The following is a 19,326-nucleotide window of genomic DNA, read 5'->3' as shown; positions in this document are numbered from 1 at the left end:
CCACGGGGGACGGCGGGGAAAATGGTGGACTATTTTCGCTGCCGGGAAACCCCCTGCCGAACGAAAAACTTTCCCCGCCGCAAAGCAGGCGAAGTCTCCCCAACACGGCGCGGATCTGCACAACTGCTCTTATACTATCCGTTACATGCCCGTGTGACCTTAGAAGGTACCCCCGAGGCGCCGGACACAGGCGCCGGCCACCTTCGGTCCGGCGCCGCTGCTTACCCGGCAGGCTGCTCTGCGCGGGTCAGGACCGCGAAGGACTCCATGTGGTGGGTGTGGGGGTACAGGTCGAAGACCCGCAGCGATTCCAGCTTCCAGCCCAGGTCCTGGAAGTAGGACAGGTCGCGCGCAAAGGAGGCCGGGTCGCAGGAGACATAGCCGACGGCCCGGGGTGCGGCGGCATTGATCTGCCCAACCACGTCCTTGCCGGCGCCGACACGCGGCGGATCCAGCAGGACGACGTCGAGGCGGCCCTCGTACGCTGCCAGGGCCTTGTCCACGCGGCCCTGCAGGATTTCCACCTGCGGAGCGGCGAACAGGTTCTTCCGGGCGTCCCGGCTGGCGGCCGGAGAGGCCTCGACCGACAGCACGCGGCCCGTTTCCCCGGCGGCATCGGCCAGCGGCGCGGTGAACAGGCCGGCGCCTGCGTACAGGTCCGCAACCTGCTCGCCGGGCTGAATCTGCAGGCCGTCCAGCACTGCTTCCACCAGGGTGCGCGGCGCGCTCCGGTGAATCTGCCAGAAGCCGGCCCCCGTGACCCGGTAGTCGTGGCCGGCCGCGCTTTCGGAGACCCAGGTCCGTCCGCGGAGCCGGTTCAGTGTTGAGGATTCCGGGTCCCAGGAGGCAATGGAGATACCGGAGGGCAGGGCTGAAGCAATGCGGCCCAGCGCTTTGGGGTGGGCGCCTTCGGCCGGAATCAGCAGCACCAGGGGCGCACCCGTTGTCGGCACGGCGACCTCGACCCGCGAGACCCCGCTGAAGTCGACATCCCACAGCTGAAGGTCGTTGACAGCTTCGACGGCCAGCGGCATGCGCTGGACCGGAATGAGTTCCTCGGAACGGTGCGCATGCATGGCAAGCCGGCCGCCCGGCGCCACGGAGAAGCTTGCGCGGGTCCGCCAGTGCAGTCCGTCGGCGCGCTCTTCGACTGCGGGTTCGACGGTGATCGTGCGGTCAACTTTGGCCAGGCGAAGCAGCTGCTCGGCGAAGATATCCGCCTTGAGCCCGCGCTGGGTCGCCAGGTCAATGTGCCCGAACTCAGCGCCGCCCACCGGCAGCCGGCCGCGGGAGGCAGCGCGGAGCGCATCGGCCTCGGGCCAGAAGTGCTCTACCCGTCCCGGAGCTGCTTCCAGCACCTCGGTGACGTCGGCGCGCCAGAAGCTGGCGCCGTCGGCGGCGTCTGTCAGGCGGGCACGGACGCGTTCGCCCGGCAGTGCGTGCCGGACGAAGACCACTCGCCCTTCATGGCGGGCCACGAAATGGCCGCCGTGGGCGGGGGCGCCGATGGTGAGTTCAATCTCGGATGTGGTGGTGTCGGTCGTCATAGTGCCGGATACTTCCTGATGGAGCCTAAAAGACCATCACACCATGCCCCGGCGCCGGTGCATATTCGCGGCGCCCGCGGGGTCTATGCTGGCGCTTTGGCTTTTTTCGTTATCGACCTTCAGAAACCGAGGTAGCAGGTGGCCCACTACGTCATCATGGGGTGCGGACGCGTCGGCGTGTCCCTGGCCCACACGCTGGACAATGCCGGGCACACGGTGGCCGTCATTGACCAGGATGAAAGGGCCTTCCGGCGCCTGCGCTCCACCTTCAGCGGCCGGAAGGTCACCGGCGTCGGCTTTGACCGCGGCACCCTGACGGAAGCCGGAATCAAGGAGGCCTATGCCTTCGCCGCGGTTTCCTCGGGTGATAATTCCAACATCCTTGCCACCCGCGTCGCCCGCGAGACCTTCCACGTCCCCCACGTTGTCGCGAGGATCTATGATCCGGGCCGCGCCGAGATCTACCAGCGGCTCGGCATCCCCACGGTGGCCGCCGTCCGCTGGAGCGCAGACCAGGTGCTGCGGCGCATTCTGCCCGAACAGAGCATCAACGGAGACTTCCGCGAATCTTCCGGCAGGCTCATCCTGGGCGAACTCTCACTCCACGAGGACTGGCTTGGAACAACGCTGAGCGGGATCGAACAGGCGGCACGGGTCCGCATTGCCTACGTGACCCGCTTCGGCGAAGGAGTGCTTCCCCGCCCGGACACCAGCTACCAGCAGGGAGATGTCCTGCACGCGATGATGAACGTGGACCGCACCAGCGAAATCAGCCGCATTCTCTCCACCCCGCCACTCAAGGAGAACCAGTGAAAGTCGTCATTGCCGGGGCCGGCAGCGTGGGGTCCTCGATTGCCAAGGAACTCCTCTCGCACCGCCATGAGGTGCTCCTTATAGATGAGAAGCCCGAGGTCGAGGGCCGGAGCGAACTGGTGAATGCGCAGTGGCTCATCGGGGATGCCTGCGAACTGACCACGCTGAAGGACGCCAACCTGGACGAGGCCGACGTCGTCGTCTCCGCAACGGGTGATGACAAGGTCAATCTGGTGGTCTCGCTGCTGGCCAAGAGCGAGTTCGGCGTGGCCCGCACCGTGGGCCGGGTCAACAACCCCAAGAACGACTGGATGTTCGACGACTCCTGGGGTGTGGACGTAGCCGTCAGCACGCCGCGCCTGATGACGGCGCTGGTCGAAGAGGCGGTGGAAGTCGGTGACCTTGTCCGGCTGCTCACCCTCCAGGGCGGGGCCGCCTCGATGGTTGAGTTCACCGTTCCGCTTGATTCGCCGCTCACCGGAAGGACGCTGGGTTCCATCGACTGGCCGATGGACACCACGGTGACCGCCATCCTGCGCGACGATGCTCCCATTACCCCAAGCAGCGACGACGTGATTGAACCCGGCGACGAGCTGTTCTTTATCTGCACGATCGCGGCCGAGGATGACCTGCGCGCCGTGCTGCTGCCCGGGGGTTCCTAGCCTTCCTGCCCGGAGCAGCCCGAAATTGCCCGGAGCGGCCCTGCCGTTAGCCGCGCGGCTGCTTCGGGCTGCCGCCGGCCGGCAGCGGCCGGGACACCATCCATGCCAGCCACAGCCCGAGCGCATACAGCGGCACTCCCATGGCCAGGCGCATGGTGCCAAGCGCAGCGACGTTGTCCGCCAGATACAGCGGCAGCTGCACTCCCAGGCGCAGCGCAAAGACGGCGATGATGATCCACGTCGCCGCCGAATAGGCCCGGATCCGTTTCCGGTCCGCGTGCCAGTCCAGGTTTTCGCCCCTGATGAACCCGAACAGGAGCCCGGCTACGGGCCAGCGGACGATGATGGAAACGATGAACGCCAGGATGTAGCCGGCATTGAGGAAAAAGCCGGGAAGGAAGAATTCGGTGCCGCTTCCGCTGCGCAGCGCCACAACGGCGCAGATCACGACGCCGAGCACCCCCGTCAGGGACTGCATCAGGGGACGCTTCTGGATCAGGTTGGCTGCGGAGAACACGGCAGCCGAGGCCACGGCGGCCCCCAGCGAGACGTACAGCCCGGAGGTCAGCGTGAAGATCAGGGTGAACAGCAGCCCCGGCACAATGGCTTCCGCAAGCCCGCGGACCCCGCCGACGGATTTCAGGACATCAATCTGTCCGTCGTCGCCGCGCTCGACTCCTGCCTTGGCCGCGTAGGCACCGGCGACGTCGCCCAGTGTTGGCTGCTGCTCTCCGTCCGGGAGGTCCCCTGCCGCGGAGGGTGCCCTCCGCCGGGATTCGGGCAGCTCGCTGCCGGGTCGCTCAGTCATGTCTCGTTCTCCGGACGTCCGATAATTTCGTAGCGTGGATTGTAGATCGTGGGATAGCTGTCCACTGTACTGACCATGCCCTCAAAGGCGAGCCGGGTGCCGGCAAGAACTCCGGGAACGCGGCGCTGGCCAACCCACACCAGCCGGACGCGCGCCTGCGGTTCCCGGGACGGCGTGTCACGGTACGCCGCGTCCACGTCCTCCACCATGGCAGTGAACCGCGGCGGGTCCGTTGCCGGAACCACGGTGATGGACTGGACGTAGCCGCCGCTGTACACGCGGCCGCGCTGCGGAAGGGAACTGACGGGAACGGGATTCTCCCGGTTGCCCGGGATCGCCGGTCGGTGTGTGGGCACGTGGCTAGCCGATGGTCGTAATCTCGGGGCCGCGCTCCGGCGGAGCAGGCTTTGCCGCATCCGCGGCAGGCCGGGGCAGCGGCGAGGCATCACGCGGAAGACGCAGCTGCAGGAGGTCACGCGGCGGCAGCGGCTGCTCACCCCGGACCACGACGACGTTCCGGAAGACTTCTTCCAGCGGACCGGCCGCCTGGGGGTCCAGGGCTGCGGAGCCGCCGAACACGCCGCGAAGGAACCAGCGCGGACCGTCCACGCCGACAAAGCGCGCCACCCGGTAGCCCTTGGAGCCATCCTGCGCCTGGGCGGGAACCTTGGCCAGCAGCTCGATCCCGAACACGCCTTCAAGCTCGTCCACCGTGCCGCCCTGCGATCCGACGGACTTGCCGATCTGGTCCCGGATGTCATCCCACAGCGTTTCGGAGCGCGGCGCCGCGAAGGCCTGCAGCTGCAGGCTGGACCCGTTCAGGTCCAGCGTCACCGCCACCACGCGCTGGGTTTTTTCTTCCACCTCCAGGCGCAGCTGGAGGCCCTCGGCCGAGGCGATGCGCAGCGCACCCAGGTCTACGTACCCTTCTTCGGACGGCTTGTCGGCCGCATCCCAGGGGCCCGACGCCGTTGCCGTGCTGCCGCCGTCGGCCGCCGCATCCGCGCCGCCTGCGGCAGGCCGCTGCGCACTGTCCTGCGCCTGCTCGTCCTGCTCCTGCTTGTCTTGCTTGTTCTTCCTCAGTCGCCCAAATGCCATGACCGGGTTCCTCTCTCTCATAGGGAGGGCCGCACGCTGCTGACCCCCCGGACAGCCGCTCTAGGCAGGCAGTGCAGTAAAGCCGCCGGTGGAGCCGAATCCGCCGGTTCCGCGGACGGAGTCGGACAGCTCGTCCACCAGCTCAAATGATGCCGTCTCCACCCGCTGGATCACCATCTGGGCAATCCTGTCACCCCTGGCGAGGCTGATCGGCCGGGACTTGTCGGTATTGAGCAGGGTAACGCTGATTTCGCCCCGGTAGCCTGCGTCGACTGTTCCCGGAGCATTAACCACGGTCAGGCCGTGCTTGGTGGCCAGGCCCGAGCGCGGATGAATGAAGGCGGCATAACCGAAGGGAAGGGCCAGTGCCACACCGGTGGGAACGAGCATCCGCTCGCCCGGCTCCAGCACCACGTCGATGCGGGTCCTCAGGTCAGCCCCTGCGTCGCCGGGATGCGCGTACGACGGCGGTTCCAGCCCGTCGTCGAGCATTTTCAGCTGCACGGTCATGGTGGGGCCTGGTTCAAGCACCGAATGTCTCCGACTTCCCTCGAGTGATCCTTTTCGCCTCCCGCTCGGGGCCGCGTGGGCGTCCCGGAAGCGTCCCGGGAATACCGCACCTCACTTTAGCGCGTTTTCCTGACGCTTCTCCGTACGGCCGGCAGCCGCACTGGGACGGCTGCTCCCCAAGATGAAATACCGGCCCAAAGGTGCCAAGCTGGTTACATGTCATCCCCCTCTGCCCAGACTTCCCCCGATACCGTGCTGTACTCCGAGCGCCTTCTGCCTTCGTTCGGGATCTGGGTGCTTGTCCTCTTCGCATCCTGCTCGTGCATTTTTGTTTTCCTGCCGATCAGCCTTGAGGCCGGGATCATCGCGGCCGTCGTCGCAGCCGCCATCATCACCGCCCTGCTGCTGCTCAACACCCCGGTGATCCGGGTCACCGGCGACACGCTGCAGGTGGGCCGGGCGCAGATCGAACGGCGCTTCGTCGGCTCCGTGGAGGGATACCGCGGGGATGACGCCACGTTCCAGCGCGGCCGCGGCCTGAACGCAACCGCCTTCATGTGTTTTCGCGGCTGGATCTCCCCCGTGGTCCGGATCGAAATCACGGACCCGGCAGACCGGACCCCGTACTGGCTCACCTCCACGCGGCGCCCGGAGGACCTGGTCCGCGTGCTGAGCAGCTAAGGCCGCTTAGCCTTCACAGTCGATGCAGTAAGCCAGTCCGTCCTTCTCCAGCGCAATCTGGGAGCGGTGCCGCACCAGGAAGCATGATGCGCAGGTGAATTCATCCGCCTGCGCCGGCATGACCCGGACCAGCAGTTCCTCGCCGGAAAGGTCGGCTCCCGGAAGCTCAAAGCTGTCGGCGGTTTCGGTCTCGTCTTCATCCACGACCGCAGACTGGGTGCCGGCGGTGCGCCGGGTCTTCAGTTCTTCCAGAGATTCCTCGCTGATGTCCTCGTCGGTCTTGCGCGGAGCATCATAGTCAGTCGCCATAATTCTTACTCTCACCATCCGGTCGAGTTGTGTTGGTTATATGAGCCGGCCGGTAGCTAGACCGGCTTGCTTCTTCGGCTCGGAGGTATCAACGCGACGGCGTTCCCTTTTGTGCCCGTAATCCAGAGATTTTTGCTGAGAGTGGACGAAATAGCTACAGCGGGGCTCCGCAGGCGCCCCGAACCGCCCAAGGATCTTCTGCGGGAGGTCCGGCCGGAGGAAAAAATCAGGCCCCCGGGGCCGGCTGATCCGCGCCACACCCTTGCAAACAGTAGGCTTTCGGCCCTTCGGGTGGCATTGTTTCCAGAAGGAATTGCTATCGGGTGGAGGATTGGTTCATGCAGGATCTACGTCTCGTGGGTGTCCATGAGGGTGGCGAGCATCTGCTGCTCAGCGGCAAGGGCGGAGAAACTTTCCGGTTACGCATGGATGAAGCGCTCAGGGTAGCGGTCTCCCGCTCCGTACACCGCTCCACCTCCGCACCGGAACGGCCCGAGGGCCCGGCCATGACTCCCCGTGACATTCAGGCCCGGATCCGTTCCGGCGCCAGCGCAGAAGACGTTGCGGAGATCTCCGGCCTGGACCTTGCACACATCCGCCGCTACGAGGGACCTGTCCGTGCTGAACGCGACTACGTCGCACGCCAGGCCCAGGCCGTGGAAGTCGCGGCCCCGCTCTCAGCCACCCACGACGGGTACCGCAGCACGTTCGGTGACAGCCCGGTCAATCTGGGCGACATGGTCAGCCACCGCCTGAAGGCCTTCGGCGTGGACCCCGACAGCGTCGAGTGGGATGCCTGGCGGCGCCCGGACTCCACGTGGGACGTGGTCGCGCGGTTCGATCTGGCCAGCGACTCCCAGGTCTCGGTCGGCGAAGAACCCCCGGCCCGCTGGACCTTCAGCCCGCTGCGCAAAAGCGTGTCCAATGCCAACCGCTGGGCCCAGCTGCTCAGCGAACTGGAACCGCTGGATTCGCCCGTGCCGTCCCGCCGGCTCACCGCCGTCGCCGACCGGGTGTTCGATTTCGAGGCTGTGGCCCCGCCCGAGGCCGACGGCGACTCCGAGTCCGGCGATGAGGACACCGACAACCTGCTTGAGGTCCTGCGCTCGCGCCGCGGACAGCGCCTCGGTGCTGACGAAGACGGCGACGACGCCCTGGCGGCACTGCTGGCCAAGGGCAGCATCCCGGCTGCCCATCCGCGTGACGGACACACGGAGATCGACGACGCCGCTTCCACGCGGCCCCGCACAGGCCGCCTCTCCCTGGCTCCCGCCGCGACGGACGGCAGCGATGCCCCCGACGCTCCCGATTCACTGCGCCTGACCGACGGAGTCAGCCCCGGAACGCGCGAGATCAGCGTCCTCGCCAAGCCGTTCCGCCGGCGCGGCGACACCGCAGCCGCTGCCGGCAAGGGCTCCCCTGCGGGCAGCTCCGACGACGCCGCAACGTCCGGGAGCACCACCGCAGACGACACCCGCACGGAAACACCCGAGCAGGCTTCCGCGGCACCGGTTGAGGCCGGGCCCGCGGCAGTTCCGGACAGCGAATCACCTGCCGCCGGCCGGACCAAGGGCAAAGCCGCCGGCCGGAAGAGCGGACGCACCGATTTCCCCTGGGACCGGATGAGCTCCGGCGCTCCGCGGAACGATGTCACCGGCTCGGACGGCACCGCCAAGGGCGAGGATCCCGCCGACAAGCGGGCCATCAAACCCAAGCGCTCGTCGGTTCCCAGCTGGGACGAGATCGTCTTCGGCACCAAGGGCGACTAGCCGCAGGCTGCGGAAAGGCCCCTGAAGACGCGCAGCGCGCCTGTTCAGGGGCCTTTCCTCAGCCGACTCAGGGGCAGCCGGCTCAGGGCTTGTGCGGGTGCACGGCGCACACATCAAGCTCGGTGACCGGTCCCGGTGTCAGTTCGGCAATCGATTCGGCTTTGTAGGCGGTGACCCGGCGCATGTAGTGCCGTCGGCACAGGGTTTCGTACCCCACCACGGGCGTACTCTCCACGGCTTCGGCGGCAAACAGAGGCTCCGTCACTATGCCTGCGCCGGCGGGCCCGGCAGCCGGCGCGTGCTTTCCCACGTCACCGACCACCACCTGATCCCCTTCCACCACCATGATCCCGTCGACTGTCCGGGCGTTGTGGGTGGCCCTGCGGCCGCACCAGCAGAGGGCCCGCACCTGGAGCACCTCCATCCGGTCCGCCAGCTCAATCAGCCGCTGGGACCCCGGGAAGAGACGCGTACGGAAATCGGATGTGATGCCGAAGGCAAACACATCAACGCACAGCTCGTCCACGACGCGGGCCAGCTGTTCCACCTGCTCGGCGGAGTAGAACTGCGCCTCATCGCAAATGAGATAGTCCACGGCAAAGCCGGCACCGCGCCGGTCCGTCACCTCAGCCCAGAAATCGGTGCCGTCGGTAACTTCCACAGCAGGAGTGCGAAGGCCGAGCCGGGAGGAGATGACGGACTCTCCGGCCCGGTCGTTGCGGCTGAAAAGGATGCCGCCGCGGCCGCGGGCACTGTGGTTGTAGTCCATCTGCAGCGCGAGCGTTGACTTGCCGCAGTCCATGGTTCCGGAAAAGAAGACGAGCTCAGCCACCGCTATTTCTTACCTTTGCCCTGCGCTCCGGGGCTGCGCCTGGGACCGGGAGCAGCCAGTTGCAGCAGCGGAACTTCACGCTCCGCGCGCGTCAGGGACCCGTGCTGGCCCACCACTTCAAGGGAGGAGGACTTCATGCGGCGCAGGTCGTACAGGGCGATCGGCTCACGGGCCAGGACCAGGACGTCGCCAATGCGCGGCAGTACCGCCGGCGCCACCACCGGACCGAACCAGCCCGCGGCAACCGCCTGCTCACGGGTGGCAACCCAGACCTTGGCACCGTACGCCCCCTGCCAGGCGGCCACCAGCGCGTCTCTGTCCCGGATACCTGCGCCGGGCTCCAGATACAGGTGCACCATGCGCGGCTCCCCCGCCGTGTGGCGCACACCGGCAATGAGTGAGGGGTCTTCCGAGAAGTCGTACCGGTGTTCCGGAGCGATATCGACCATGCCGTGGTCAGCGGTCAGCAGCAGCAGCGTATCGGCCGGCAGGCGTGCCGCGAGCAGTTTCAGGGCACTGTCCAGCTCTTCCAGCTGATAGCCCCACTGCGCCGACTGGGCGCCGTGCTTGTGGCCGGCCTTGTCCAGTTCATTCCAGTACAGGTACATCAGCATCTGCGGCGAGGCGGACAGGGCTTCAACGGCCGCCGAGACCCGGGCGTGGACGCCGGTGGCGCCGATGAAGGTGCCTCCGCGCAGCGCCGCGCGGGTCATGGCCGAATCGGCGAACCGGGGCAGGCTCACCGAGGCCACCGGAAGATGCTCGGCCACCCGTTCCAGGACGGTGGGGTGCGGCTGCCAGCGCTGCGGATCGACGCCGGCGTCCCAGTTGCCGAGCATGTTGACGACTTTGTCCTGCTCCGGGTCCAGCACGTCATAACCGACCATGCCGTGCTCTCCGGGCGGCAGTCCGGTGCCCAGCGAGGCCAGCGACGCCGCCGTCGTGGTGGGAAAGGCAGCCGTCAGGACGCGGGCAGAGGGCAGGAAGCTGCGCAGGAACGGAGCATGCCCGCCGCGCTGCTTCAGCAGGGACCAGCCCAGGCCGTCGACCATGACCACGCAGACGCGCTTTGCGTCCGGCAGATTCAGGGAATTGGTGAAGCCGGGCACGCCGAGCACAGCGGCCGAGCTGGTCAGGACCTCGGCGACGCTGCTGCGGCCGTACCCGGGAGCCGGAGGCAGCCGTTCACCGGAGACGGGACCGGAGGGCGGGACTGCACCGGAGGGCGGCGTGGCGGCGGAACCTGTACCGGAAGGCGAACTCATGGCCCCTTACCGCTGGTGGTGACTGCGGTTGAACCGGCTGCCGATGCCGGGAACCCGGCGGGTATCCCCCGCCTCCGGCTGCCGCAGGTTCAGGGTATCGGTATTGACCTTGCGCAGCGCCCGCGCAAAGTCCTTGGCGTTCTGCACCGCCTGGGCGCCGTCGGCTTCGGCACTGACGCGCAGGACGATGTCCTCCTGAGCGATGGTGCCGGTGTAGCCGTGGTCGGCGTCGCACTGCGGATCGGCGCAGCCGGCCGGACCCATGTCCAGGCGCTGGCCGCCGGACCAGGCGATGGCCAGCGTCAGCTCGCGGGCCTGGTCGGAGGGCTTGTAATCCTGCGGCTGGGCATACATGTAGCCAAGAACCACGGACCGGATCTGGGTGACCGGAACCGACTCGGTGGAAACCTGCGCCATCATCTGCTCACCGGCGTCGTCCAGCTGCTGGTCATCGACGTGGGTGATGACCAGCATGTCCTCGGTCAGCACCAGCACGGTGATGTGGCGGTGCACCTCGGTGCGCTCGAAGTGGGTTTCCAGATGGATGATGTGGGACAGCGGCTCACGGCCGTCCAGGGCATCGTGGACCACGTCTGCCAGAAGGGTGGGGTAAAAGCCGGCCCGCTCCATGGAAGCATCAAGGCTGCGGCGTTCAGCGGAAAGTAACGGCGACATGTTTCCAGTTTCCCCCAGAGAGCACCCCAGCACCTAAATGGCGCGCGGGGGTGATGCAAGTTAGTGCGGCGGACGGGTAGCCGGAGGCTGGTTCCGAGTATTAATCCCGCATCGCCCGCCGGGCGCTGTCCGTTCGCTGCTGCGGATTGCCGAGCCGGATGTCTGCGCTGAGCACGGTGACCCCGGTGGTGGAGACCAGCACGGGGTTGATCTCCAGCAGTGCAATCTCCGGGTGCTCGTCCTTGAGCAGGGCCAGGCGCGAGATCAGGTCCTCGAGGGCAGCCACGTTGGCCTTGGGCAGCCCCTGGTAGCCGAAGAGCTTTCCGGAGGCACGCGGCGCGCGCACCAGGTCGGCGACGTCGGTGTCCGTCAGCGGCGGAATCCCGTGCGCCCAGTCATCCAGAAGGTTCACGGCGTCACCGGCCAGGCCAAAGGACAGCACCGGACCCAGCAGCGGATCCTCGATCGCCCGCACCGTGCAGCCCTGTCCCGACGGCGCCATGGACTGCACTTCCAGCTCGAAACTGCCGTACGGCTCCAGCGCCTGCTTCATCTGTGCGATGTTGGTGAGCAGCTCCTCGGGGGTGGAAATGTTCAGCCGGACGCCGCCCAGGTCCAGCCGGTGCCGCAGATGCTCATCCATGGTCTTGATCACCACCGGCCAGCCCAGCGAGTCCGCCGCCGCCACTGCCTCCTCGGAGGTGCTGAAGGGCACCGAAGGCAGCAGTTCCACTCCGTAGAAGCGCAGCAGCGCGGTGGTTTCGGCGGAGCTCAGGCGCATGAGCCCGTCGCCCGTAACGCGCGGCAGGAGCTGGTCGACGAAGGCGTGGGCGGCGTCGGGATCGGCGCCGGCGGGTTCAACAAAGTGCCCGTGGTCGCGGGCGGACCATTCCGTGTAACGGACCAGGGAGGCGAGCGCCGCGACGGCGGCCCCCGGGCTGGCGAAGCAGGGCAGACCGGCCTGGCGACCCGCGCTTTCACTCTCACCGCTTCCGGTGTTCAGGAGCCCCTCCACGTGCGCGCCGGGGTCCATGATGCCGGTGAAGGCAGCCACCACGGGTTTGCCGGTCTCCGCCGCGCAGTCCTGGAGGCACTGCGCGATTTTCTCCATCGTCAGCCCCGGTGAAGGCAGCAGGGTCACGACGGCGGCATGCACCGCGTCGTCGGCGAGGGTCTTGGTAACGGCGGCACGCAGCAGCGGCAGGGCGACGCTCATGCCGGTGTCCAGAACGAGGTCGGTCTGCAGGCTGCCGAGCTCCAGGTCCAGGGCCAGGGCGGCGTCCGCCACCACCCGGCCCAGGGCGGCGTTGTTGCTGAAAACTGCTAGTGAACGGCCCGCCGGCAGCGGCTGGCTGACGGCAATCTGCGCCACGTCCATCAGCTGCTCATTGGTGTTGACCCGGATGACGCCGGATTGGCGCAGCATCGCGTCCAGGGCACCGGCCGGCGCCTGCGTGGTCCGCACGGCATGGCCCGGGGGCAGCTTCAGTCCGGTCACGTCGGACTTGGCGACAATGACGGGCTTGGAGGTGGCGAGCCGGCGGGCGATGCGGGAGAACTTGCGGGGGTTGCCCACGGACTCCAGGTACATGCCCACCACCCGGGTGTCCGTGTCATCTTCCCAGTACTGCATGGCGTCGTTGCCGGAGACATCGGCCCGGTTGCCGGCGGAGATGGTGGAGGACAGCCCGAGGCTGCGGCGCTGCGCCGCAGCGTAGAGCAGGACGCCGATTCCGGCGGACTGGCTGAACAGGCCCAGTCCGCCGCGCCGGGGCAGGGAGGGCGCCATGGAGGCGTTGAGGGAGACGTCGGGGCGGGTGTTGATCAGGCCCAGGGACGCCGGGCCGACCACCCGCATGCCGTTCGCGCGGGCGTGCCGGACCAGGCGGCGCTGCCGGGCCAGGCCGCGTTCGCCGTCGTTCGCGAATCCTGCGGTGGCCACCAGCAGTTCCTTGACCCCGGCGCGGGCGCATTCCTCGGCGACCGTCAGCACCTGGTCATACGGCACGGCGATGACGGCCAGCTGCACGGGCTCCGGCACGTCCGCGATCCGTGCGTAGCAGACCATGCCCGCCAGTTCGAAGGCTTCGGGGTTGACGGCGTAGACGGACCCGGTGAAACCGCCCTCGATGATGTGTTCGAGGAGCTGGTAGCCCACGGATCCCCACTCGCGGCTGGCACCGATCACCGCCACCGACGACGGCGCCAGCAGATCGGCTACGCTGCGGGCCTCGGCCCGGTGCTCGCGCGCCTCCATTACCGCCCGTGACTTCTCCGTGGGGTCAATGTTGAAATCAAGGGCAATGACGCCGTCGTCGAAGTGCCGGCGGACTTCATAGCCCGCGTCGGCAAAGACGCCGATCATTTTCCGGTTCTCGGGCAGCACCTCCGCGGAGAAGCGGCGGATGCCGTTTTCCCGCGCCGCGGCGGCCAGGTGCTCCAGCAGGATGGACCCCAGTCCCCTGCCCTGGTGTCCGTCGGCAATGTTGAACGCGACCTCGGCCTCGGTGGGATCGTCCAGGCGGTCATAGCGCCCGATGCCGATGATTTCCGAACCGATGGTGATGACAAACGCCACCCGGTCCCGGTAGTCCACGTTGGTGAAGCGGGCCAGCTCCTTGTTGCTCAGCTTGGCCTTGTAGGTGAAGAACCGCAGGTAGATGGAACTCTGCGACTGCTTCATGTGGAACTCCTGCAGGGCCTGCGCATCCTCCGGTGTTACCGGTCTCAGATGCCCGGTGCCGCCGTCCCGCAACACCACGTCAGCTTCCCAATATTCGGGGTAATGTCCCTGCTCCGCCATAGACTCAGAGTAGTGGGAATTTTTCTCCGCTGTCTGCAGGGCGCTCCGGCCGCCGCGCCGCCGCCCCCTGCACACCCGTTTACCCCCTAACTGCAAGGACCCGACAACAGCATGGCCCGGCGCCAAACCGTCTCCAAAACCGCACCCGGCGAAATCATCGCCGAGAACATCATCGACATTGATGTCACCACCGAGATGGAAGGTTCCTTCCTCGAGTACGCGTACTCGGTGATCTATTCGCGCGCCCTCCCCGACGCCCGCGACGGGCTCAAGCCCGTCCAGCGGCGCATCCTGTACATGATGGCGGACATGGGGCTGCGGCCGGACCGCGGCCATGTGAAGTCAGCCCGCGTCGTGGGTGAGGTGATGGGCAAGCTCCATCCCCACGGCGACTCCGCCATCTACGACGCCATGGTGCGCATGGCCCAGAGCTGGTCGCTGCGACTGCCGCTGATCGACGGGCACGGCAACTTCGGCTCGCTCGACGACGGTCCCGCCGCCGCGCGGTATACCGAAGCCCGGCTGGCCGCCCCCGCGCTGACGCTGACGGACCACCTGGACGAAGACGTGGTGGACTTCGTCCCCAACTACGACAACCAGCTGATGCAGCCCGAAGTGCTGCCCGCAGCCTTTCCCAACCTGCTGGTCAACGGCGCCACCGGCATCGCCGTGGGCATGGCCACCAACATGGCCCCGCACAACCTCGGCGAGGTCATAGCGGCCACCCAGCACCTCATCGCGAACCCCGACGCCCCGCTCGATGAGCTGATGCGGTTCATTCCCGGCCCCGACCTGCCCAGCGGCGGACGGATTGTCGGCCTGGACGGAATCCGCGACGCCTACGCCTCCGGCCGCGGCTCCTTCAAGACCCGCGCCAAGGTGGAGGTGGAGCAGCTGACCGCCCGCCGCACCGGCCTGGTGGTCACCGAACTGCCGTACATGGTGGGCCCGGAAAAGGTCATCGAGAAAATCAAGGACGCGGTCACGTCCAAGAAGCTGCAGGGCATCTCCGACATCGTGGACCTGACCGACCGCAGCCACGGCCTGCGCCTGGTCATTGAGCTCAAGAACGGCTTCAACCCCAACGCGGTACTGGCGCAGCTGTACAAGTACACGCCCATGGAAGACTCCTTCGGCATCAACAACGTCACCCTGGTGGACGGCCAGCCCCGGACCCTCGGACTGGTGGAACTGCTGCAGGTCTACGTGGCGCACCGCCTCGGCGTCGTCCGCCGCCGCACCGCCTACCGCCTGCGCAGGAAGCAGGAGCGGCTGCACCTGGTCGAGGGCCTGCTGATCGCCATCGTGGACATCGACGAGGTCATCCAGATCATCCGCTCGTCCGATGAAACGGCCCAGGCCCGCGAACGCCTGATGGCCATCTACGACCTCACCGAAATCCAGGCGAACCACATCCTGGAGCTGCGGCTGCGCCAGCTCACCAAGTACTCGCGCATCGAGCTGGAAAAGGAAAAGGACGAACTGCTGCTGGCCATCAAGGAGCTCCAGGCCATCCTGGATTCCGAGCCGCGGCTGCGCGCCCTGGTTTCCGATGAACTCGGCGAAGTTGCCGCGAAGTACGCCACGCCGCGGCGGACCGTACTCCTGGAATCCGAGGCGTCCTCTCCCCTGAAGGGTGTAGCCGCGGCTCCCGCCGTCACCGGTAAGGGCGCCAAAGCTGCGCTGCCGCTGGAGATCGCCGATGATCCGTGCTGGGTCATCCTGACAACATCCGGGCAGCTGGCACGCACCGCCAACCAGGAGCCACTCACCGAGGCCGGCCAGCGGGTGCGGCACGACGTGTTCCGTTCCGTGGTGAAGACGACGGCGCGCGGCGAGATCGGGGCGGTGACGTCGTCGGGCCGGATGGTCCGCGTCCAGGTCCTGGACATGCCTGCCCTCCCGCCGACGTCGGGCCTGCCCAACATGGCCGGCGGCGTGCCGGTCAAGGACTTCATGACGCTGGCCAAGGGCGAAAAGCTGGTGGGGCTGGTGCCGCTGAACGAGATTGTGGCCCTCGGGACGCGCAACGGCATTGTGAAGCGGGTGAATCCCGACTATCCGCTGAACCGCGACGACTGGGAAGCGATCACGCTCAAGCCCAAGGATGAAGTGGTGGGTGTGGGAGTGGCGCAGCAGGACACCGACGAACTGGTGTTCATCACTGAACAGGCCCAGCTGCTGCGGTTCAGCGCCTCCCTGGTCCGGCCGCAGGGCCGCACGGCCGGCGGTGTGGCCGGCATCAAGCTGGGCGCCGATGACCGGGTGCTGTTCTTCGGCGTGGTGGCGCAGAATGATCCCGCCGCCGTCGTCGTCACCGTTTCCACCGGCAGCGAGACCATCCCGGGCACACCCGGCGGTTCCGTGAAGGTGACCGAATTTGCCGAGTATCCGGTCAAGGGCCGCGCCACGGGCGGGGTCCGCGCACACCGGTTCCTGAAGGGCGAGGACGCCCTGGTGGTGGCGTGGGCCGGGCACGGCCCGGCGAAGGCAGCGGCCGCCAACGGCGTAGCGCGGGCGCTGCCCACCGAGCACGGACGGCGGGACGGTTCCGGCATCCCGCTGACCAACCCGGTGGACCAGGTCGGTCCGAGCAACACCCCGGTCGAGCCGGGCGTTGATCCGGCGGCCGGCTAACTTCCGGAACACCCGTCGGAGCCGGCCGGAGCCGGGAACAAGCGAAAGGCCGGGCGGGCCCTGTGTGGGCCGCCCGGCCTTTCGCTTGCCCGAACCTTCCGCCGAGGTGGCAGAAGATGCCGCTGTGGGAGCTCGGAAGAGCCCTTGCTGCTATTTCGCGGTGAGGGCGGGGTCCGACTTTCCGAAGCTGCGCAGCCGCAGCGAGTTGCCTACCACCAGCACGGAGCTGGCGGCCATGGCGGCGCCGGCAATCATCGGATTCAGCAGCCCGAGGGCTGCCACCGGAATGCCCACCGCGTTGTAGAAGAAGGCCCAGAACAGGTTCGTCTTGATGGTGCTCAGCGTCCGCCGTGACAGTTCGATGGCGGTGGCCACCTGTCCCAGATCGTTGCCCATCACGGTCAGGTCCGCAGCCTCGATGGCGACGTCGGTGCCCGAGCCCATGGCAATGCCCAGATCTGCCTGCGCCAGTGCCGGTGCGTCATTCACGCCGTCACCGGCCATGGCCACGGTGGCGCCCTGCGCCTGGAACCGCTTGACGGCTTCCACCTTGCCCTCCGGTCGGACGTCCGCCAGTACGTCCTCGGGGGCGATGCCGACGGCCTCCGCCACCCGGGCTGCCACCACGGCATTGTCCCCGGTCAGCAGCACCGGCCGCAGCCCCAGGGCCCGCAGCCGGGCGATGGCCGCCACCGATCCGGGCTTCAGGTTGTCCTGCAGGCTGATGATTCCGGCGGCGCGGCCGTCCACCGCGACGAGGACCGCGGTGGATCCGGCTTCCTGCTCGGTCCGGAGCAGGTTCCGCGCGTCCTCCGCCAGTGAAATGCCGTTCTCTTCCAGCCAGCCCGGGCGGCCGGCGACGACGGCACGGCCGTCAACGGTGCCCCGGACGCCTCCGCCGGGCGCTGAATCGAAGCCGGTCACCGCGGGGAGGACGCCGTTGCCTTCGGCGTCCCGTCCGGCGGTTTCCAGGGCTGCTGCTGCGATGGCGACGGCGATGGGGTGCTCCCCCGCCGCTTCAACGGCGCCGGCGAGCCGGAGCAGTGCGGTCTCATCCTGATCCGGATCGAAGGCCAGGGTCCGGACCACTGAAAGACGTCCGTCGGTGACCGTTCCGGTCTTGTCCAGCACGATGGTGTCCACGGTCCGCGTGTCCTCCAGCACCTGCGGGCCCTTGATCAGGATGCCCAGCTGGGCGCCGCGTCCGGTACCGGTGAGCAGGCCCACCGGGGTAGCCAGCCCCAGCGCGCACGGGCAGGCGATGACCAGCACCGCGACGGCGGCGGTGAAGGCGCCCTGCACGTCGCCGGTGAAGACCATCCACAGGACGAAGGTCAGCACCGCAATGCCCAGGACGATGGGGACGAAGACTGCGCTGATGCGGTCGGCCAGCCGGGCAATCGGCGCCTTGCCGGTCTGCGCGGCGCTGACCATCCGGCCCATCTGGGCCAGGGTGGTTTCGCTGCCGACCCGCGTGGCCCGGACCAGCAGCCGGCCCGAGGCGTTGACGGTGGCACCGGTAACGGCGTCGCCGGGCCCAACCTCCACCGGTACGGATTCACCGGTGATCAGGGAAGCGTCGACGGCGGAACGCCCGTCGGTGACGACGCCGTCGGCCGCGATCTTCTCGCCGGGCCGGACCACGATCATGTCCCCGACCTGCAGCTGATCGGCCGGCACCCGGACTTCGGAGCCGTTCCGCAGCACTGTGGCGTCCTTGGCGCCCAGGCTGAGCAGCGCCTTCAGCGCGTCCCCCGCGCGGGCTTTGGCATTGGCCTCCAGGTAGCGGCCCAGGAGCAGGAAGGTGACCACAACCGCGGCCACCTCGAAGTAGAGGTTGGCATGGCCGGCTTCAGCCGTCCCGCCCATGTCCGCCATTCCCGCATGGGCCGTCAGCGACGGATCCGCGGCCAGCGTCACCAGCGAGAACAGATAGGACGCGATCACACCGATGGACACCAGGGTGTCCATCGTTGACGCCAGATGGCGGGCGTTGATGGCCGCGGCCCGGTGGAACGGCCACGCGGACCAGGTGACGACCGGCAGCGACAGCAAAGCGGCAAACCAGCCCCAGTTGCTGAACTGCAGGGCAGGAATCATGGAGACGAGGAACACCGGAACAGTCAGGACAGCGGCCAGGATCAGCCGGGGACGCAGGCTTGCGGCGGTTCCGCCGTGCGACATGTGGTCTTCGCCGTCACCGTGGTCAGAGCCCGTTCCGCCATGGGCCAGATGGTCCTCGCCGTGCATGCCGTCTGCCGGGCCGCCGTTGTGCTCCCGGCCGCCGGCATGCTCGTCGTGCGCGGGGCGGAGGCGGGTCGCTCCCGCCGGGCGCACCACGTGCGCCTTGTAGCCGGCGGAATCGACCGTCTGCAGGATCTGCTCGTCGGACATCCCCTCGGGCACCGTCACCTGTGCAGATTCCAGCGGGAGGTTGACGGTAGCCTCCACACCGTCCAGCTTGCCGAGTTTGCGTTCCACCCGGCCGACGCAGGAGGCACACGTCATCCCCTCAATTTTCAGGTTGACGACGCGCTGCTGCGGCTGCTGAAGCAGATCTTCGGTACTCATAACTGCTGTCCTTCCGGAAATTGCGGTGCGGTGCCGGTGCGGCACCGGTGGTTAGGCTGAGGCTTCCACCACGAGGTAGCCCGCCTCGGCCACGGCTTCGCCCAGTTCGGCGGAGGTAAGGGTGCGGCTGGAGGTGACGACGGCGGTCGAGACCCCGCCTGCGTTCAGGTCGACGCTGACTGACTCGACGCCGCCAAGGGCCTCGAGTTCCTCGGTGACGGATGCGACGCAGTGGCCGCAGGTCATGCCGGAAATGTTGAGTGTGGTTTCCACGGGTTTCTCCTTGTTGGGTGTTTTAGGGGTCGGCGTTTCGGCTGATGTGTTGACGTTGCCGCCGCAGTGACTG

At 67.7% G+C, this 19,326-nt stretch carries 17 protein-coding genes; 5 read left to right on the top strand and 12 right to left on the bottom strand.

Annotation, left to right across the window (positions count from 1 at the left end; all coding sequences use genetic code 11):
* Positions 1-221 precede the first annotated feature (221 nt).
* Entirely contained in the window at positions 222-1,547 is a 1,326-nt protein-coding gene (locus tag M1D40_RS06855; RefSeq protein ID WP_461170634.1) for a class I SAM-dependent RNA methyltransferase, read from the bottom strand.
* A gap of 138 nt (positions 1,548-1,685) precedes the next feature.
* Here M1D40_RS06855 and M1D40_RS06850 point away from each other — a divergent pair, with 138 nt between their 5' ends.
* Both M1D40_RS06850 and M1D40_RS06845 read left to right on the top strand, forming a co-directional pair.
* Positions 1,686-2,360, top strand: a complete 675-nt coding sequence (locus tag M1D40_RS06850; RefSeq protein ID WP_461170633.1) for a potassium channel family protein — start codon at positions 1,686-1,688, stop codon at positions 2,358-2,360.
* Positions 2,357-3,022, top strand: a complete 666-nt coding sequence (locus M1D40_RS06845; RefSeq protein ID WP_341392659.1) for a potassium channel family protein — start codon at positions 2,357-2,359, stop codon at positions 3,020-3,022. Before M1D40_RS06850 ends, M1D40_RS06845 begins: the two co-directional genes overlap by 4 nt.
* A gap of 46 nt (positions 3,023-3,068) precedes the next feature.
* On the opposite strand, the gene M1D40_RS06840 is transcribed toward M1D40_RS06845, so the two are convergent.
* Genes M1D40_RS06840 through dut form a run of 4 tightly spaced genes read right to left on the bottom strand, consistent with a single transcriptional unit; the run spans position 3,069 to position 5,438 of the window.
* Positions 3,069-3,830, bottom strand: coding sequence for a DUF3159 domain-containing protein (locus tag M1D40_RS06840; protein ID WP_461170632.1), 762 nt, complete (start codon positions 3,828-3,830; stop codon positions 3,069-3,071).
* A complete protein-coding gene (locus M1D40_RS06835; protein ID WP_341392657.1) occupies positions 3,827-4,186 on the bottom strand; it encodes a single stranded DNA-binding domain-containing protein in 360 nt (119 codons plus the stop codon). The genes M1D40_RS06840 and M1D40_RS06835 overlap by 4 nt, the downstream gene beginning before the upstream one ends.
* Positions 4,187-4,190: 4 nt before the next feature.
* Positions 4,191-4,928, bottom strand: coding sequence for a DUF3710 domain-containing protein (locus tag M1D40_RS06830; RefSeq protein WP_461170631.1), 738 nt, complete (start codon positions 4,926-4,928; stop codon positions 4,191-4,193).
* Between the two features lie 60 nt (positions 4,929-4,988).
* Positions 4,989-5,438 (bottom strand): dUTP diphosphatase, encoded by a 450-nt coding sequence (gene dut, locus M1D40_RS06825; protein ID WP_461171021.1) that lies wholly within the window; start codon positions 5,436-5,438, stop codon positions 4,989-4,991.
* A gap of 216 nt (positions 5,439-5,654) precedes the next feature.
* On the opposite strand from dut, the gene M1D40_RS06820 reads away from it, so the two are divergent.
* A complete protein-coding gene (locus M1D40_RS06820; RefSeq protein WP_341392654.1) occupies positions 5,655-6,119 on the top strand; it encodes a DUF3093 domain-containing protein in 465 nt (154 codons plus the stop codon).
* 6 nt (positions 6,120-6,125) lie between these two features.
* Here M1D40_RS06820 and M1D40_RS06815 read toward each other — a convergent pair whose 3' ends face one another.
* Positions 6,126-6,428 (bottom strand): DUF4193 domain-containing protein, encoded by a 303-nt coding sequence (locus M1D40_RS06815; protein WP_461170630.1) that lies wholly within the window; start codon positions 6,426-6,428, stop codon positions 6,126-6,128.
* A 338-nt stretch (positions 6,429-6,766) separates the two neighbouring features.
* On the opposite strand from M1D40_RS06815, the gene sepH reads away from it, so the two are divergent.
* On the top strand, positions 6,767-8,197 hold the full coding sequence (gene sepH, locus M1D40_RS06810; protein WP_461170629.1) for a septation protein SepH: 1,431 nt from the start codon (positions 6,767-6,769) through the stop codon (positions 8,195-8,197).
* A gap of 82 nt (positions 8,198-8,279) precedes the next feature.
* Here the strand turns inward: sepH and M1D40_RS06805 are convergent, their stop codons facing one another.
* From M1D40_RS06805 to M1D40_RS06790, 4 genes are all read right to left on the bottom strand, one after another.
* On the bottom strand, positions 8,280-9,029 hold the full coding sequence (locus tag M1D40_RS06805; RefSeq protein WP_341392651.1) for a thymidine kinase: 750 nt from the start codon (positions 9,027-9,029) through the stop codon (positions 8,280-8,282).
* A gap of 2 nt (positions 9,030-9,031) precedes the next feature.
* A complete protein-coding gene (locus M1D40_RS06800; RefSeq protein ID WP_461170628.1) occupies positions 9,032-10,294 on the bottom strand; it encodes an alkaline phosphatase family protein in 1,263 nt (420 codons plus the stop codon).
* A gap of 6 nt (positions 10,295-10,300) precedes the next feature.
* Complete coding sequence (locus M1D40_RS06795; protein WP_341392649.1) at positions 10,301-10,969, bottom strand: DUF5998 family protein; 669 nt, start codon at positions 10,967-10,969, stop codon at positions 10,301-10,303.
* Positions 10,970-11,069: 100 nt separating this feature from the next.
* The gene (locus M1D40_RS06790; protein ID WP_341392648.1) at positions 11,070-13,772 is read right to left on the bottom strand and encodes a bifunctional acetate--CoA ligase family protein/GNAT family N-acetyltransferase; all 2,703 of its coding nucleotides are present in this window, start codon (positions 13,770-13,772) and stop codon (positions 11,070-11,072) included.
* A 111-nt stretch (positions 13,773-13,883) separates the two neighbouring features.
* Between M1D40_RS06790 and M1D40_RS06785 the strand changes: the two genes are divergently transcribed.
* Positions 13,884-16,409: a DNA gyrase/topoisomerase IV subunit A gene (locus M1D40_RS06785; RefSeq protein WP_461170627.1), complete on the top strand. Its 2,526-nt coding sequence runs from the start codon at positions 13,884-13,886 to the stop codon at positions 16,407-16,409.
* A 150-nt stretch (positions 16,410-16,559) separates the two neighbouring features.
* Here M1D40_RS06785 and M1D40_RS06780 read toward each other — a convergent pair whose 3' ends face one another.
* Positions 16,560-18,980: a heavy metal translocating P-type ATPase gene (locus tag M1D40_RS06780; protein ID WP_461170626.1), complete on the bottom strand. Its 2,421-nt coding sequence runs from the start codon at positions 18,978-18,980 to the stop codon at positions 16,560-16,562.
* A gap of 51 nt (positions 18,981-19,031) precedes the next feature.
* Positions 19,032-19,226, bottom strand: a complete 195-nt coding sequence (locus M1D40_RS06775; RefSeq protein ID WP_461171020.1) for a heavy-metal-associated domain-containing protein — start codon at positions 19,224-19,226, stop codon at positions 19,032-19,034.
* Positions 19,227-19,326: the final 100 nt, after the last annotated feature.

Source organism: Arthrobacter sp. Z1-15 (assembly GCF_054792395.1).
Note: the sequence above shows the minus strand (reverse complement) of the source record. Positions and strands in the feature narration are given on the sequence as shown.

Coding starts and splice junctions, on each gene's coding strand:
- M1D40_RS06815 (WP_461170630.1), bottom strand. CDS start 6,428: ATGGCGACTGACTATGATGCTCCGCGCAAGACCGACGAGGACATCAGC.
- M1D40_RS06795 (WP_341392649.1), bottom strand. CDS start 10,969: ATGTCGCCGTTACTTTCCGCTGAACGCCGCAGCCTTGATGCTTCCATG.
- M1D40_RS06840 (WP_461170632.1), bottom strand. CDS start 3,830: ATGACTGAGCGACCCGGCAGCGAGCTGCCCGAATCCCGGCGGAGGGCA.
- dut (WP_461171021.1), bottom strand. CDS start 5,438: ATGACCGTGCAGCTGAAAATGCTCGACGACGGGCTGGAACCGCCGTCG.
- M1D40_RS06790 (WP_341392648.1), bottom strand. CDS start 13,772: ATGGCGGAGCAGGGACATTACCCCGAATATTGGGAAGCTGACGTGGTG.
- sepH (WP_461170629.1), top strand. CDS start 6,767: ATGCAGGATCTACGTCTCGTGGGTGTCCATGAGGGTGGCGAGCATCTG.
- M1D40_RS06780 (WP_461170626.1), bottom strand. CDS start 18,980: ATGAGTACCGAAGATCTGCTTCAGCAGCCGCAGCAGCGCGTCGTCAAC.
- M1D40_RS06785 (WP_461170627.1), top strand. CDS start 13,884: ATGGCCCGGCGCCAAACCGTCTCCAAAACCGCACCCGGCGAAATCATC.
- M1D40_RS06800 (WP_461170628.1), bottom strand. CDS start 10,294: ATGAGTTCGCCTTCCGGTACAGGTTCCGCCGCCACGCCGCCCTCCGGT.
- M1D40_RS06830 (WP_461170631.1), bottom strand. CDS start 4,928: ATGGCATTTGGGCGACTGAGGAAGAACAAGCAAGACAAGCAGGAGCAG.
- M1D40_RS06855 (WP_461170634.1), bottom strand. CDS start 1,547: ATGACGACCGACACCACCACATCCGAGATTGAACTCACCATCGGCGCC.
- M1D40_RS06820 (WP_341392654.1), top strand. CDS start 5,655: ATGTCATCCCCCTCTGCCCAGACTTCCCCCGATACCGTGCTGTACTCC.
- M1D40_RS06775 (WP_461171020.1), bottom strand. CDS start 19,226: ATGACCTGCGGCCACTGCGTCGCATCCGTCACCGAGGAACTCGAGGCC.